12 protein-coding genes are annotated in these 13,662 nt (G+C 56.8%); 4 read left to right on the plus strand and 8 right to left on the minus strand.

Translation table 11 applies throughout. From position 1 onward, the window contains the following. Positions 1–48 precede the first annotated feature (48 nt). Positions 49–1,458: a PhoH family protein gene (locus tag R0J87_RS02845; protein WP_404463628.1), complete on the plus strand. Its 1,410-nt coding sequence runs from the start codon at positions 49–51 to the stop codon at positions 1,456–1,458. 66 nt (positions 1,459–1,524) lie between these two features. On the opposite strand, the gene R0J87_RS02850 is transcribed toward R0J87_RS02845, so the two are convergent. The 6 genes from R0J87_RS02850 to R0J87_RS02875 form a co-directional block, all read right to left on the minus strand. Further along, the gene (locus R0J87_RS02850) at positions 1,525–2,520 is read right to left on the minus strand and encodes a YihY/virulence factor BrkB family protein (protein WP_404342956.1); all 996 of its coding nucleotides are present in this window, start codon (positions 2,518–2,520) and stop codon (positions 1,525–1,527) included. After that, on the minus strand, positions 2,521–3,186 hold the full coding sequence (locus R0J87_RS02855; RefSeq protein WP_404342958.1) for an alpha/beta hydrolase: 666 nt from the start codon (positions 3,184–3,186) through the stop codon (positions 2,521–2,523). A 72-nt stretch (positions 3,187–3,258) separates the two neighbouring features. Further along, a complete protein-coding gene (locus R0J87_RS02860; RefSeq protein WP_498884241.1) occupies positions 3,259–5,028 on the minus strand; it encodes an SLC13 family permease in 1,770 nt (589 codons plus the stop codon). 305 nt (positions 5,029–5,333) lie between these two features. Further along, on the minus strand, positions 5,334–5,540 hold the full coding sequence (locus R0J87_RS02865) for a cold-shock protein (RefSeq protein ID WP_054641278.1): 207 nt from the start codon (positions 5,538–5,540) through the stop codon (positions 5,334–5,336). 190 nt (positions 5,541–5,730) lie between these two features. Next, positions 5,731–7,407 carry a GMC family oxidoreductase gene (locus R0J87_RS02870; RefSeq protein WP_498884243.1) on the minus strand — a complete coding sequence of 559 codons (1,677 nt, stop codon included), beginning with the start codon at positions 7,405–7,407 and terminating at the stop codon, positions 5,731–5,733. A gap of 27 nt (positions 7,408–7,434) precedes the next feature. Further along, a complete protein-coding gene (locus R0J87_RS02875; RefSeq protein WP_498884244.1) occupies positions 7,435–8,946 on the minus strand; it encodes a CoA-acylating methylmalonate-semialdehyde dehydrogenase in 1,512 nt (503 codons plus the stop codon). Positions 8,947–9,084: 138 nt separating this feature from the next. Between R0J87_RS02875 and R0J87_RS02880 the strand changes: the two genes are divergently transcribed. From R0J87_RS02880 to R0J87_RS02890, 3 genes are all read left to right on the plus strand, one after another. Further along, positions 9,085–9,993 (plus strand): LysR family transcriptional regulator, encoded by a 909-nt coding sequence (locus tag R0J87_RS02880; RefSeq protein WP_404463635.1) that lies wholly within the window; start codon positions 9,085–9,087, stop codon positions 9,991–9,993. A 73-nt stretch (positions 9,994–10,066) separates the two neighbouring features. Further along, positions 10,067–10,690, plus strand: coding sequence for a peptide-methionine (S)-S-oxide reductase MsrA (gene msrA / locus R0J87_RS02885; protein ID WP_498884247.1), 624 nt, complete (start codon positions 10,067–10,069; stop codon positions 10,688–10,690). Between the two features lie 232 nt (positions 10,691–10,922). Beyond that, complete coding sequence (locus tag R0J87_RS02890; protein WP_498884249.1) at positions 10,923–12,305, plus strand: NAD-dependent succinate-semialdehyde dehydrogenase; 1,383 nt, start codon at positions 10,923–10,925, stop codon at positions 12,303–12,305. 104 nt (positions 12,306–12,409) lie between these two features. On the opposite strand, the gene R0J87_RS02895 is transcribed toward R0J87_RS02890, so the two are convergent. Then, entirely contained in the window at positions 12,410–12,889 is a 480-nt protein-coding gene (locus R0J87_RS02895; protein ID WP_498884251.1) for a phosphatidylglycerophosphatase A family protein, read from the minus strand. Next, positions 12,889–13,617 carry a tellurite resistance TerB family protein gene (locus R0J87_RS02900; RefSeq protein ID WP_404342974.1) on the minus strand — a complete coding sequence of 243 codons (729 nt, stop codon included), beginning with the start codon at positions 13,615–13,617 and terminating at the stop codon, positions 12,889–12,891. Before R0J87_RS02900 ends, R0J87_RS02895 begins: the two co-directional genes overlap by 1 nt. Positions 13,618–13,662 lie beyond the last annotated feature (45 nt).

Below are 13,662 nucleotides of genomic sequence, written 5' to 3' on the forward strand. Positions count from 1 at the left end.
GCATCTGCCAGTGTCGATGTTGCCGTCAACCAAGGAGTAGTTTCCGCGATGGTAAGACTCGATAAGAAAGCGACTAGGCTGTATGTCCTAGACACGAATGTCCTGATCCACGACCCCGCCGCGCTTTATCATTTTGATGAGCACGATGTGGTTATCCCCATGACCGTGCTTGAAGAGCTGGATAAGCACAAAAACGGCATCCGCGAAATCGCCCGTACGGCGCGGCAAATCAGCCGCACGCTTTCCGACCTCACCAGCCAGGTCACCTTCGATGAAATTCAAAAAGGTATCCCCATTCCCCGCATCAGCGGAGAATCCGGCCGCCTACACTTTTTGTGCTACAACGACTTAAAGCCTTTCGACTCGCTAGACGATAGCCCCGACAACCGAATCCTGGCAGAAACCTGCCGCCTGCGTGACGAACGTCCAGATGCCTCGGTCATTCTGATCACGAAAGACATTAACCTCAGGGTAAAAGCCGCCGCACTAAAAGTGCCGGTGGAAGACTACCTGAATGATCGCGCCTTCTCCGATAGCGATGCGATGATTGAAGGTGCCCAGGTGTACGCCTCGGCCGGGCAGGATGGCGCATCGTTATGGGAGGCACTCAACGTAGAGGTGACCGTTGAGCGCGTCGGCCACCATACCTTCTACCAACTCAGCGGCAATATGCCCCGCCACTGGCATGTGGGCATGCTGGTCTCTGATAGCGAGAATGGCGCTGAGTTCGAAGCCATTGTGCGCGAGCTTTCGCCCTCATCAGCACGGCTTCAGCTACTCACCAACTACCGTCACCACGCTGGCGTTTGGGGCGTCCACGCCCACGATAGCCGCCAAAACTTTACGCTCAACCTGTTAATGGACCCCGAGATTGATCTCGTCACCATTGCCGGTAACGCAGGCACCGGCAAAACGTTTATGACCCTGGCGGCGGCTTTCCAGCAGACCCTGGACGCCAAACGCTTTGAGCGTATTGTCTTCACCCGCGCGCCCATCCCCATGGGGGAGGATATTGGCTTCCTACCGGGTACCGAAGAGGAGAAAATGTCGCCGTGGATGGGGGCCTTCCACGACAATATGGATAACTTGCTGCGTAACGAGGAGGGCGAATCCAGCTGGGATAACGGAGCCACGCGGCAGCTGATTGGCTCGCGGGTACAAATTCGCTCACCGAGCTTTATGCGCGGGCGCACCTTGAACGACACCTTTTTGATCATCGATGAGGCGCAAAACTTCACCCCTAAACAGCTTAAATCGCTGGTGACCCGCGCCGGGCGTAACACCAAGATTGTCTGCTTGGGCAACGTCGGGCAGATCGACACACCCTACCTCACCGCCAACACCTGCGGCATGGCCGCCGTAGTCGAACGCTTTAGAGATTGGCCCCACGCCGGGCATATTACCCTGAAAAGCGTCGAGCGCTCTCGTCTGGCACTGGCTGCCGAAGAGCTTTTGTAGCGCTGTATTAACTCCTACCGTTAATGTTCACCGCCCAGCTAGCTGGGCGGTGGCACCTTTGGCCTCTTAATCGGACGACGGTTGCTTTCTCGGGGTGTTGTCACTATTCCAAGGGTTTTCGACGCCAATGGTATCGGCAGCAAAGGCTTCGCGCTCGCCTAGAGGACGCGCCGCACCCACGGTGGTGTCATGACAGGTTTGGCGCTCCATTTCGCTATTAAGCTCCGCACCAAACAGCACGACAAATGCTGACAACCAAAACCACAGCATCAGCGCCACCACCGCGCCCAAAGAGCCGTACAGTTCGCTAAAGGTCGAAAAATAGCGTACGTAGAGCGAAAGACCACCGGAGCCCAGCAGCCACATTAATGTCGCCAACAGCGTGCCGTAACTCAGCCAGCGCCACTGCGGTGAGCGCCGATAGGGAGCAAAGCGATAGAGCAGCGCAATCAGCAAGCTCATCAACACCAACAGCGCAGGCCAGCGTAGCCACTGCAGCACTCGATCCAACGGTGGATCAATCAGCAATCGATCCACCACCACTGGCACGACGGCAATGAAACCAAGGGAAACAAGCGTCATAACGATCAGACCAAAGGTCAGCGAGACGAGCACCAACGCCCGATACAGCAGCGAGCGCTTCTCTTGCTCGCCATAAACGGCGTTTAAGCCGATCACTAATACTGACACCCCTTTCGAGGCGATAAACATGGCAATCAACAACCCTGCCAAGGCGGTCATCACATTGCCAGACTCGGTACTCTCCACCACCTCTTGCGCCTGCTGATCAATCAAATTGGCAGCATCCGGCGGCATAAAGCGGCTAATGGTATAGAGCTGTCGCCCGGCCTCTACCGGGTCAAATAGCAGCCCCCACAGAGAAATCACCGCCGCAATGGTCGGAAACAGCGCCAGCAGTGCATAAAACGCCACGCCAGCTGCAAACATGGTAATTCTATCCCGGCGTGCCGCACGTACCACCCGCCACGCAATATCGTGCCAGCCTCGTTTAGGGATATCGGTAGGCGCGTTGGCTGCTCGACCTCGGCGATGGCTCTCCATTTAGCCTAACCGCTCGCTCAGCCACTTACCGATATCGTTAACCTGCTGCGGGCAGAGCGCATGTGCCATCGGGTACTGCCGATAGTTAACGCTGTAACCCATCGCTTTTAAACGCTCTACACCGCTGCGGCCCAAGGTTTCAGGCACGATGGGGTCGAAGTTACCGTGATGAACTTCAATCGGCACCTGACGGTTCGCCTCGGCAGGCTCGATGCTATCGGCGGTGGCAAAGTAGGTCGACATCGCCAGCAGCCCGCCTAGCGGCTGCGGGAACGAGAGAGCAGCCTGATACGCCACCGCACCGCCTTGGGAGAAGCCAGCCACGATGATCCGCTGGCTATCGATACCCTGATCGATCTGTTCTTGAATCAGCGCCTGAATACGCTCGGCGGATTTCATCAGTTGAACCTCATCGACCCGGCGGCCCAAATCCATCGCCAGAATGTCGTACCAGGCGGGCATTACCATGCCACCGTTGATGGTGACCGGCAGACGCGGTGCATGGGGCATGATGAAACGCACGTTGGCGCTTTCTGGCAGTGCTAAGGCGGGCACTAAGGGTTCAAAATCATGCCCATCGGCACCTAGGCCATGAATAATAAACACACACGCATCGGCGGGTTGACCATTTTTTGGCTCAATAATCAGTTCGCCTGGGGCTGTCATGGGTTATTTCCTTACTGATATTAAAAGCGTCACCCTAGCGTAAAGCAGCGCGAGGAGCGAGACATTAACCGCTTAAAACGGCCACACCAATGGAATCAGCGTGACCGCAATCACACCGGTCAGTACGTTTAAACCACCACCAACACGTAAAAAATCACTGACTCGATAGCCACCAGGACCATGCACCATCAAGTTGGTTTGGTAGCCGATTGGGGTCAGAAAACTGGCCGAGGCAGCAAACATCACGGCCACCACAAACGGCATAGGACTCACGCCGAGACTTTCAGCAGCCGCCATGACCACCGGAAAAATAATCACCGCCGCGGCGTTGTTGGTCACCAGCTCCGTGAGTAGCGCCACCACGCAGTAGGTGCCAATCAGCAGCAGCCACGGGCTGCCCGCCACCCACGACAGCACGCTGCCTGCCATGGCACCCGCTGCACCTGACGACTGTAACGCTGCCCCCACCCCAAACGAGGCGGCAATGGTTAATAACACCTGAGTATCTAAGCCCCGCTTAGCTGCGCCCACTGTGCAGCAGCCGGTCAGCAGGGCCATGGCCGCACCCAGCATGGCGGCATTAAGCATGCTCAGAACACCAAACGCAGCCAGCAGCACCGCACCTAGCAAAATCCCCCAAGCCAGCGGGGCCTTCTCATGAATGGGCCGTGCAGAGCCGTTTAGCTCACTGATTAGTAAGAAATCTTTAGACTGACGATGGCGCTCGATAAACGGCGGGCGCGCCTCTAATAGCAATACATCGGCAGGCTGCAGGCGCACTTGGCCGAGGTTCCCCGTCACGCGCTCGCCGCCGCGGCAAATCGCCAGCACGGCGGCGCCGTATAGGGTTCTAAATCGACCGTCACGAATCCGCTGACCAATAAACTGGCACTGATTGGAGACCACCGCCTCAACCAAACGGCGCTCTTTGAACTCTTTCTCCAGGCTAGAAGCGCCATCCCGAGAAGGGATCAGCCCACGGATCTGCTGAAGCTCTACAGCGGCATCCGAGGTGCCCACGAACACTAAACGATCCCCGCCTTTGAGCTGCTCCCCTGGCCCAACCACGCTGACCACGTTACCGGCGCGCTCAATCTCGACAAGGAACAGCTCCTGCAAATGGCGCAGCCCCGCCTCTTCGACCGTCCGGTCAACCAGCACCCCTGCCGGGTCTACTTCCATTTCAATAGTGAACTCGCGAGGGTTGGCAAAGGCTTTAGCCGTGCCGCCACGGGCGGGTAATAAACGTGGGGCAAGGAAAATAAGATAAGCCAAGCCCGCTACCGCGACCGGAATACCTACCCACGCCAGGTCGAATAACCCCATGGCCAAATCAGGGTAGCGCTCGATCAGTAGCCCATGCACTACCAAATTAGTGCTGGTACCAAATAGCGTAATAGTACCGCCTAAAATAGAAGCGAAGCTCAGCGGCATGAGTAAGCGCTGCGGAGAAAGCCGGATTCGGCGACTCCAACTCATAACGGCAGGAATATACGTCGCCACCACCGGCGTGTTATTGAGAAAGCCGCTGAGCGATGCCACAGGTAACAATAGACGTGTCAGCGCGCCGCGCTCACTCGATGGCCGCCCCAATACGTAGCGAATGATCAGATCGATGCCGCCGGTTTCACGAATACTGGCCACCAGCACGTACATAAACGCCACAGTAAACAGGCCGCTATTGGAAAACCCACCCAGCGCCTGCTGTGGGTCAATCACGCCAAGCGTCATCAGCACCACCACCGCGCCCATCAAAATAATATCGGGGCCCAGGCGAGAGAGCGCCATCAGCGGAAAAATCGTCAGCACGACCCCTACTGCAATCCAAGCATCCAGCGACATAACCCTGCGTCCTTCATAGCGAGTCTTAATAACCGTCAAAATAAGAAAATACTGAAGGCATTGTGCCGCCTGCCAGATATTCTAAAAAGTTATTTTTAGAAACACAGTCAGAACAAAAAAGAATATGTGCGTGAGGTGTGAGGTGTGAGGTGTGAGGTGTGAGGCGTGAGGTGTGAGGTGTGAGGTGTGAGGTGTGAGGTGTGAGGTGTGAGTCAGATAATAATGCACAAACAAAAAACCCCGCTCAAGGCGGGGTTTTTCTAGCTCACTAACATCAAGTGTTAGCGGCGAACATCAAGCTGGAATTAACCCAGAACTTTGATGTTGGAAGCCTGAAGGCCTTTTTTACCCTGAGTGACGTCGAAGGAAACCTTCTGGCCGTCTTGCAGAGTTTTGAAGCCGTCGGCTTGAATTTCGGAGAAGTGCGCGAACAGGTCGTCGCCATTGTCGTCCGGAGAAATGAAGCCGAAGCCTTTAGTGTCGTTAAACCACTTAACGGTACCAGTTGCCATGATCGAAATCCTCGATAAAGCTTAATGTAGAGCCGGGTAATACCCGAGTTGCAGTGGGTAGAACAAGAAACTTTCACCAGACTCAACGCTAGAGCGTTTCGATACTGCTGACAACGTTCGACTTGCTAACCAACTGCATTCAGCATGCGCTTAACCAAGCCGCACGTCAACACTATGATGAAAAAAAATGTCAATGCAATGAATTTTCTTTAAAAATCCATCCAGCGGCTTTTTCGGCGATCATTAACGTGGGCGAATTGGTGTTTCCACTGGTGATGGTAGGCATCACGCCCGCGTCGGCTATTCGCAGTCCGGCCACTCCGCGCACCCGCAATTTTTCATCGACTACTGCCATTGGGTCATCACTTTTCCCCATCCGCGTGGTGCCGACCGGGTGAAAAATCGTTGTGCCAATATCCCCCGCTAGCCGCGTTAGCTCGTCATCGGTTTGATACTCGACGCCCGGCTTCACTTCTTCAGGCGAATATTTAGCGAAGGCAGGCTGTTCGGCGATACGTCGAGTCACCCTCAGCGAATCAGCCGCCACCTTGCGATCCTCCGACGTGCTGAGATAGTTCGGCGAAATCGCCGGTGCCTGACGCGGGTCAGCGCTTTTCAAACGCACCGTTCCTCGGCTGGTAGGGTTCAAGTTGCATACGCTCGCCGTAATGGCCGGATACGGATGCAGCGGCTGCCCAAAGGCCTCTAGGCTGAGCGGCTGAACGTGATACTGAATATTGGGGTACGGCTGATCGTCAGAACTGCGGGTAAACGCGCCAAGCTGCGAAGGCGCCATGCTCATCGGCCCGGTGCGCTTGGTCACATACTCCCAGCCAATCCCCGCCTTGCCCCACAGCGTACTGGCAATAGCGTTGAGCGTTTTGGCATTACTGACACGATACACCGAGCGAATCTGGAGATGATCTTGCAGGTTTTCACCTACCCCAGGCAGGTCGTGCACCACTTCAATGCCGTGCTCACGCAGATGCTCAGCAGGCCCAATACCCGACAGCTGCAAAAGGTGGGGCGAGCCAATGGCCCCCGCACACAGCACCACCTCTTTGTTTACCTGCACGCGCTGGGTTTTACCGCTGCGCACCACCTCTACCCCCGTACAACGAAGTGCTTGCTTATGATCAAAGCAGAGCCGATTCACCTGGGTCGAGTGCCAAAGCGTCAGGTTGTCCCGCTTTAGCGCGCTACGCAAAAACGCCTTAGCGGTATTCCAGCGCCAGCCGTCACGTTGGTTTACCTCAAAATAGGCAACCCCTTCATTACTCCCCCGGTTGAAGTCTTCGGTGCGGGGAATACCCGCCTGCACCGCTGCTTCGGCAAAGTCATCCAGCACTTCCCATTTCAGGCGCTGCTTCTCAACTCGCCACTCGCCGCCATGGCCATGAAAAGCGCGGTGAGTCTCATCACCGTCGCTACCTTCATCCAGCCGGTAGTGGTTTTCGTGTTTGATAAAGTCGGGCAGGCAGTTCTCCCAACGCCACTCTTCGCTACCGGTAACCTCCGCCCAGTGGTCGTAATCCCGCGCTTGGCCGCGCATGTAGATCATGCCGTTGATGCTAGAACAGCCTCCCAGGGTTTTCCCCCGAGGGTAGATCAGCGAGCGGCCATTAAGCCCTTTGTCCGGCTCGGTACGAAACAGCCAGTCGGTGCGCGGATTATTAATGCAATAAAGGTAGCCCACCGGAATATGAATCCAGTGGTAGTTATCCCGACCGCCCGCCTCAATCAGTAGCACCCGATTATTGGGGTCGGCGCTCAGCCGATTGGCCATCAGGCACCCTGCTGTGCCTGCGCCAATCACGATATAATCAAATGCTTCTGCGGTGGGATGAGTGGTTGTATTTGTTGGCATGGGCTTGGCTCCCGTAACGGTCAGGCGCTACTTCGCCGTCGGCATCACAAACTCTGCACCCGCGTCGATGGAGTCTGACCAGCGCTGCATGATCGACTTCTGTTTGGTGTAGAAGCGCACGCCCTCTTCGCCATACGCGTGAGTATCGCCAAACAGCGAGCGCTTCCAGCCGCCAAAACCGTGCCACGCCATAGGCACTGGAATCGGTACGTTGATGCCGACCATACCCACCTGAATACGGCGGCCAAATTCGCGGGCAACGCTGCCGCTTTCGGTAAAGCAGCTCACGCCGTTACCAAATTCATGGTCGTTGATCAGTTGGATAGCGGTCGCAACGTCCGGCACGCGCACGCACACCAGCACCGGGCCAAAGATCTCCTCTTTATAGATAGTCATCTCCGGCGTGACGTGGTCGAACAGCGTGCCGCCCATCCAGAAGCCGTCTGCACAGCTCTCGCCCGCTTGGGTGCTATCAAACCCACGGCCATCGACGATAAGCTGCGCGCCTTCCGCCACGCCCTTTTCGATGTAGCCGGTAATCCGCTGGTGCGCCTGGCGGGTCACGATGGGCCCCATTTCCGCATCCAGCTGCATGCCATCTTTGACTTTCAGCGCCTTGGCACGCTCGGTGAGCATCGGCACCACTTTATCGGCCACATCGCCGACCAGTACAGCCACGCTAATCGCCATGCAGCGCTCGCCCGCACTGCCGTAAGCTGCACCAATTAACGCATCCACCGCTTTATCCAGATGGGCATCCGGCATCACGACCATATGGTTTTTCGCGCCACCCAGTGCCTGCACGCGCTTACCGTGCTTAGCACCGCGCTCGTAAATCGAGTTGGCAATCGGCGTGGAGCCGACAAACGACAGCGCTTTAACATGAGGGTGATCAATCAGTGCCTCAACGGAGTCTTTATCGCCCTGCACCACGTTGAAAACGCCATCGGGCAGGCCTGCCTGCGTTAACAGATCCGCGATCATCAGCGAGGCGCTAGGGTCCAACGGGCTAGGTTTGAGGATAAAGGTATTACCGGCGGCAATGGCGATGGGGAACATCCACATGGGTACCATCGCCGGGAAGTTGAACGGCGTAATACCGGCGACCACGCCCAGCGGCTGGCGCACGGTCCAGTTATCGATGCCGGTGCTAACCTGCTCGGTGTAATCACCCTTTAATAGCTGGGGAATGCCGCAGGCAAACTCGACAATATCAATACCTCGTGCCACTTCGCCCTGGGCATCGGTAAATACCTTGCCGTGCTCTTTGGTGATTGCTTCCGCCAGGGCATCTTTATGGGCGTTTAGCAGCTCCAGAAATTTGAACATGACCCGAGCGCGGCGGATGGGCGGCGTATCGGCCCAGGCAGGGAATGCCGCCTGGGCGGCTTGCACGGCGGTGTCTACATCGGCGGCCGAAGCCAGGGCAACGCGACCGGTGACCTGCCCTGTGGCAGGGTTGAAGACATCCTGGGCGCTGCCGGAAGTGCCTTCGCTGCGTTGGCCGTTAATAAAGTGATGGATGGCGTTGGTTGTCATTGTCGCTACCTTTATAACAAAAGCTTAAGTGATCGGAGAATGACCACTAGACTACCCCGCCCAACAGGCCAAGCAATTGAGTAATTTTTAACCTAGATATAAGCTTCGCTAATAACATAACAATGAAGGTTTACCACTATGCAGGAGTACGCCACGCTGCGGGCCTTTGTGGCCGTTGCTCACACCGGCAGCGTCTCAAGGGCGGCCGAGCAGCTCCATCTGACCCAGCCCGCGGTTAGCCTAAAGTTGAAGCAGCTACAGCAGCATCTGGGCTTAACGCTGTTTACCCGCCGCCCGCAAGGGTTAACGCTGACTGCCGATGGTTACGCCCTGCTGCCTGCCGCTGAAAATGCCCTGGCCAGCGCCCTGGCCTTTGAGCAGAGCGCCAGCGCGTTACACAGCACGCTGCGCGGCAAGCTGCGTATTGGCACCATTGTTGACCCAGAATTTATTCGCTTGGGCGATTTTCTCAGCCGCTTGATGGCCCGCGCGCCACAGCTGGAAACCGAGCTTCACCACGGCATGAGCGGCAGCGTATTGGGCAACGTGGAGCAAGGGGAGTTGGATGTGGGCTTTTTTCTCGCCCCGCCCGGCGAAGGCACCGGCAATCCTGCGCTCGCATGGCGAGAGTTAACCCACTTTCACTACCACGTGGTGGCACCGCCGGGCTGGGAAGCCAAACTCGCCGACACCCGCTGGGAGGCGCTTGCGCAACTGCCCTGGATTGTGACCCCTACCGTGTCAGCGCACTCCCGGCTACTCAAGCGAGCGCTGGCTGATAGCGGCGCGACCCCGAACCGTGTCGCCCAGGTCGACCAAGAGGCGTGTATGCTGGATTTAGTCAGAGCTGGCGTGGGCCTGAGCCTAGCGCGAGACGCGCTGGCCATGGCCGAGCGGCAGGAGAGCGGCTTGGCGGTGGCGGACAACGTTCGCCTGCCCTGCGCATTAAGCCTGATCTGGCGCAGCGACCGCGCTACCGAGCCCACGATTAAAGCCGCACTAGACACCCTCGATACGGTGTGGCCGCATCGTCTAAGGTCGCTGTAAGGAAGCGGAACCTCTCGACACTAATGGACTCAATAACGAGCTTTGACTCGCCACCTCCACCGGAGTGTTTGCAATGATCCGATTTCCCCATATTCGCCCCTTAACCCTGTGCGTGATGGCCGCTGCCGGTTTTGCGAGCGCATCGCTTCAAGCGCAGTCCAATGCAGAGGCCACGTTTGCCGGCGGCTGCTTCTGGTGCATGGAGCCTCCTTACGATAAACAGGTGGGCGTGAGCGCCACTATCTCAGGCTACATGGGCGGCGAGCTTGAGAACCCCACTTACGAGCAGATCTCCCGGGGCGGCACTGGCCATATAGAAGTCGTACAAATCGAGTATGACGACAGCCAGATTAGCTATGAACAACTGTTGGAGATTTTCTGGCGCAATATAGACCCCTTCGCCGTTAACCGTCAGTTTTGCGACAGCGGTGACCAGTACCGCTCGGCCATCTTCTACAGCAACGATGAAGAGCGGGAATTAGCGGAAGCCTCAAAAGCCGAGTTGGAAGCGAGGTTTGATCAAGAGATCACGACCGACATCCTGCCCGCCAGCGAGTTTTGGACCGCAGAGGAGTACCATCAGGACTACTACCAGAAAAATCCGCTGCGCTACCAGTTCTACCGCCTGAGCTGTGGCCGGGATGACCGTTTAGAAGAAGTATGGGGCGAAGAAGCGGGCGGCCCTACTTTCGAGTAATCTCACCCCGTTAGCCTCAAAACGCTAAGGCGATTAATTCGCCTTGGCGTTTTTTTAGGGAACGATTTTCTACACGCCTTGCCCCAACGGTAGTGTTATTAAATGGCTAACTATTCATTTGGGCAAAACGCCATTTTTCTACTAAGGTAGAAAGTCAGCATTAATAGACCAGTCGGCTAAAGGACTGCTCTACTTGATTGAACGCCCCGTTGATCTAAAGATAGGAGATCTTATGAGCAACACCATTACGACAGTGAACCCGACCACCGGCGAAACGCTTGAGACCTACACGCTGATGGATGAAAGCCAGGCCAAGCAGGTAGTCGAAGCTAGTCATGAGGCGTTTTTAGATTGGCGGCTCAAGCCGCTAGAGCACCGCGCCAAGGTGGTGAAAGCGATTGGCGAAGCAATGAACGCGCATAAAGAAGAGCTTGCCGACCTGATGGTCAAAGAGATGGGTAAGCTGCCCTCGCAAGCGCGCCAGGAAGTGGATCTCTGCGTCGGCATTTGTGACTACACCGCCGAACATGGCCCCACCAAGCTGGCGGATGAAGAGCGCAAACCCGGTAACGGCGAGCGCGGCATTGTTACCTATTCTCCCATGGGCGTGATTTACGGCATTCAGCCGTGGAACTTCCCTGCTTACCAAGTGGTGCGCTACTCCATCGCCAATATTATGGCGGGCAACAGCGTGCTGCTAAAACATGCTGAAAACGTGACGGGCAGCGGCCTGCTGCTTGAAAAAATCTACCGCGAAGCGGGCCTGCCGGAAAACGTTTTCCGCACGCTGCTGATTTCACACGATGTATCCGACACCGTCATCGCCCATAAAGCCGTGCGTGGCGTGACCTTGACCGGCAGCGACGGCGCTGGCCGCAAAGTGGCCGCTAAAGCCGCCGAGCATCTGAAAAAGACCGTACTGGAGCTAGGCTCCAACGATGCTTACTTGGTGTTGGACGATGCCGACCTGGACGTTGCGGTAGACACCTGCGTGACCGGTCGCGTGTTTAACGGCGGCCAAACCTGTGTGGCAGCAAAACGCTTTGTGGTCACCGAAAAGAACTACGAAGCGTTTAAAGAGCGCTACGTGGCACGCATGAAAGACTTAAAAGCGGGCGACCCGACCAAAGAAGATAGCGACCTAGGCCCGATGGCCCGTGTCGATCTTCGCGACGGCCTTCACGAGCAGGTGGAAGAGAGCGTGCGTAAAGGCGCGAAAATCCTCTGCGGCGGCGAAAAACCAGAAGGTAAAGGGGCATTCTACCCGGTGACCGTGCTGGATAACGTCGCCCCCGGCCAGCCCGCCTACGACGACGAGCTGTTTGGCCCGGTTGCCGCGCTGATTCGTGCCAAAGATGATGAAGACGCCATGCGCATCGCCAACGACAGCCGCTACGGCTTGGGCGGCGGCATCATCTCCAAAGACGTGAAGCGCGCCACCGAGCTTGCCAGCAAGTATTTCGATACCGGCATGGTGTTTATCAACGGCTTTGGTGTGGCAACGCCTGAAATGCCGTTTGGCGGCGTGAAAGATTCCGGCTATGGCCGTGAGCACGGCGGCTTTGGTATGCACGAGTTCGTCAACGCTAAATCGGTGATTGTGGTGCAAAGCTAACATCGCTAAGCCCATCGGCTCACGATGGGCTAACCCATAAAAATGCCGCAGTGTCGTTTCACGACCTGCGGCGTTTTTATGGGTGGCGTACTTTAAAAATGGCGCTAGGCGATTTGCCGTTGCCGACGCTGCCATAGCGTCACCAACAGGGCGACCACCAGCCAGCTTACCAGCGCGGCAATCACGTCATCCAACACAATGCCCAACCCACCGTTAACGTATTCTGCTAAATGAATAGGCGGCGGTTTTAAGGCATCAAAAAAGCGGTACACGCCAAACGCCAAGGCCAGAACCAACGGATGGCGGGCGGCTTTTAGCCCCAACACTACCAGCGGAAAAGCGACGTACTCATCGGCGACAATGCTACCGTGATCCAAACCATCGTAGTGCCATGCCGCTACATGGCACACCGGTACGGCGGCCACCACAAGGAGCGCCATAATGGCAGCCTGCTGCCCGGTCGGTCGACCCAAGAGCCACCACGCCAGCGGCAAGCCAATCAATGAACCAAAGGTACCTGGCGCGACGGGCGCTAGCCCCAGCCCAAAGCCGGTGGCTAGCCAAACATTAAACGTATCGAGCATTAGCCAGCCTGCTGTGCCTGATGCTCAAGCTCCGCCGCCATCTCTGGCGTTAGGTTTAGCGCGCTGGCCAGTTGATCCAACCATGCACGCTCCATGGGGTTTTGGTCGTCAATCACTGCCACGCTGATCAGATACATCTCGCGAGCTGCCTGGGGGGAATCCGCTTCACGGGCCAGTGCCTGGGCATCCAGCGGCGCTTTTAACTGCTGTTCCACCCAGCGGTGCATCTCCTGATCTGCGCCTAGGGCATCGATCTGATCGGTGATTAGCGCCTGCTCCTGCTCATCGATATGACCATCGGCGCGGGCGGCCATGATCATCGCCTGCAGCAGCTCCAGGCTGCGGCGCTCTTGATACTCACCGCTTAACACCTCGACACGCTCGCCTTCTGATGAGGATTGGGTCGCTGCTCCTTTCTTTTCCTGAGAGCTTTGCCATGCTTTCCACGCCAGCATGCCCACACCCGCAATCGCGCCATATTTCAACGCTTTACCGCCCATGCTACGGCCACGTTTGGAACCCACCAGCATGCCCATGGCACCACCGCCCAGCAGGCTTTTCACATCAAAACCGCTGGAACCGCTGCTTTGACGCGTACCTTGGCTGCTGTTACCGCCTAAATGGCGGGAGAGCCCATCAATCACGCCTTTGACATCCATGCCGCCGCTGCTGCCTTTGCTACCACTGGCCTGGCTCATCAGCTGCTGTAGAATTTTGCTTGCGTTCATCCTTGCACTCCTCAATAAACATTCATTCGACGGGTCGAACGCGGG

The sequence above is a fragment of the Halomonas sp. SIMBA_159 genome (genome assembly GCF_046536035.1).
GTDB classification, from domain to species: Bacteria; Pseudomonadota; Gammaproteobacteria; order Pseudomonadales; family Halomonadaceae; genus Vreelandella; species Vreelandella venusta_A.

What these genes read in the sequence shown, in the direction of transcription:
- R0J87_RS02845 (WP_404463628.1), top strand. Translation starts at nt 49, where the DNA reads ATGGTAAGACTCGATAAGAAAGCGACTAGGCTGTATGTCCTAGACACG.
- R0J87_RS02865 (WP_054641278.1), bottom strand. Translation starts at nt 5,540, where the DNA reads ATGGCAACTGGTACCGTTAAGTGGTTTAACGACACTAAAGGCTTCGGC.
- R0J87_RS02870 (WP_498884243.1), bottom strand. Translation starts at nt 7,407, where the DNA reads ATGCCAACAAATACAACCACTCATCCCACCGCAGAAGCATTTGATTAT.
- R0J87_RS02850 (WP_404342956.1), bottom strand. Translation starts at nt 2,520, where the DNA reads ATGGAGAGCCATCGCCGAGGTCGAGCAGCCAACGCGCCTACCGATATC.
- msrA (WP_498884247.1), top strand. Translation starts at nt 10,067, where the DNA reads ATGATCCGATTTCCCCATATTCGCCCCTTAACCCTGTGCGTGATGGCC.
- R0J87_RS02895 (WP_498884251.1), bottom strand. Translation starts at nt 12,889, where the DNA reads ATGCTCGATACGTTTAATGTTTGGCTAGCCACCGGCTTTGGGCTGGGG.
- R0J87_RS02900 (WP_404342974.1), bottom strand. Translation starts at nt 13,617, where the DNA reads ATGAACGCAAGCAAAATTCTACAGCAGCTGATGAGCCAGGCCAGTGGT.
- R0J87_RS02875 (WP_498884244.1), bottom strand. Translation starts at nt 8,946, where the DNA reads ATGACAACCAACGCCATCCATCACTTTATTAACGGCCAACGCAGCGAA.
- R0J87_RS02880 (WP_404463635.1), top strand. Translation starts at nt 9,085, where the DNA reads ATGCAGGAGTACGCCACGCTGCGGGCCTTTGTGGCCGTTGCTCACACC.
- R0J87_RS02860 (WP_498884241.1), bottom strand. Translation starts at nt 5,028, where the DNA reads ATGTCGCTGGATGCTTGGATTGCAGTAGGGGTCGTGCTGACGATTTTT.
- R0J87_RS02855 (WP_404342958.1), bottom strand. Translation starts at nt 3,186, where the DNA reads ATGACAGCCCCAGGCGAACTGATTATTGAGCCAAAAAATGGTCAACCC.
- R0J87_RS02890 (WP_498884249.1), top strand. Translation starts at nt 10,923, where the DNA reads ATGAGCAACACCATTACGACAGTGAACCCGACCACCGGCGAAACGCTT.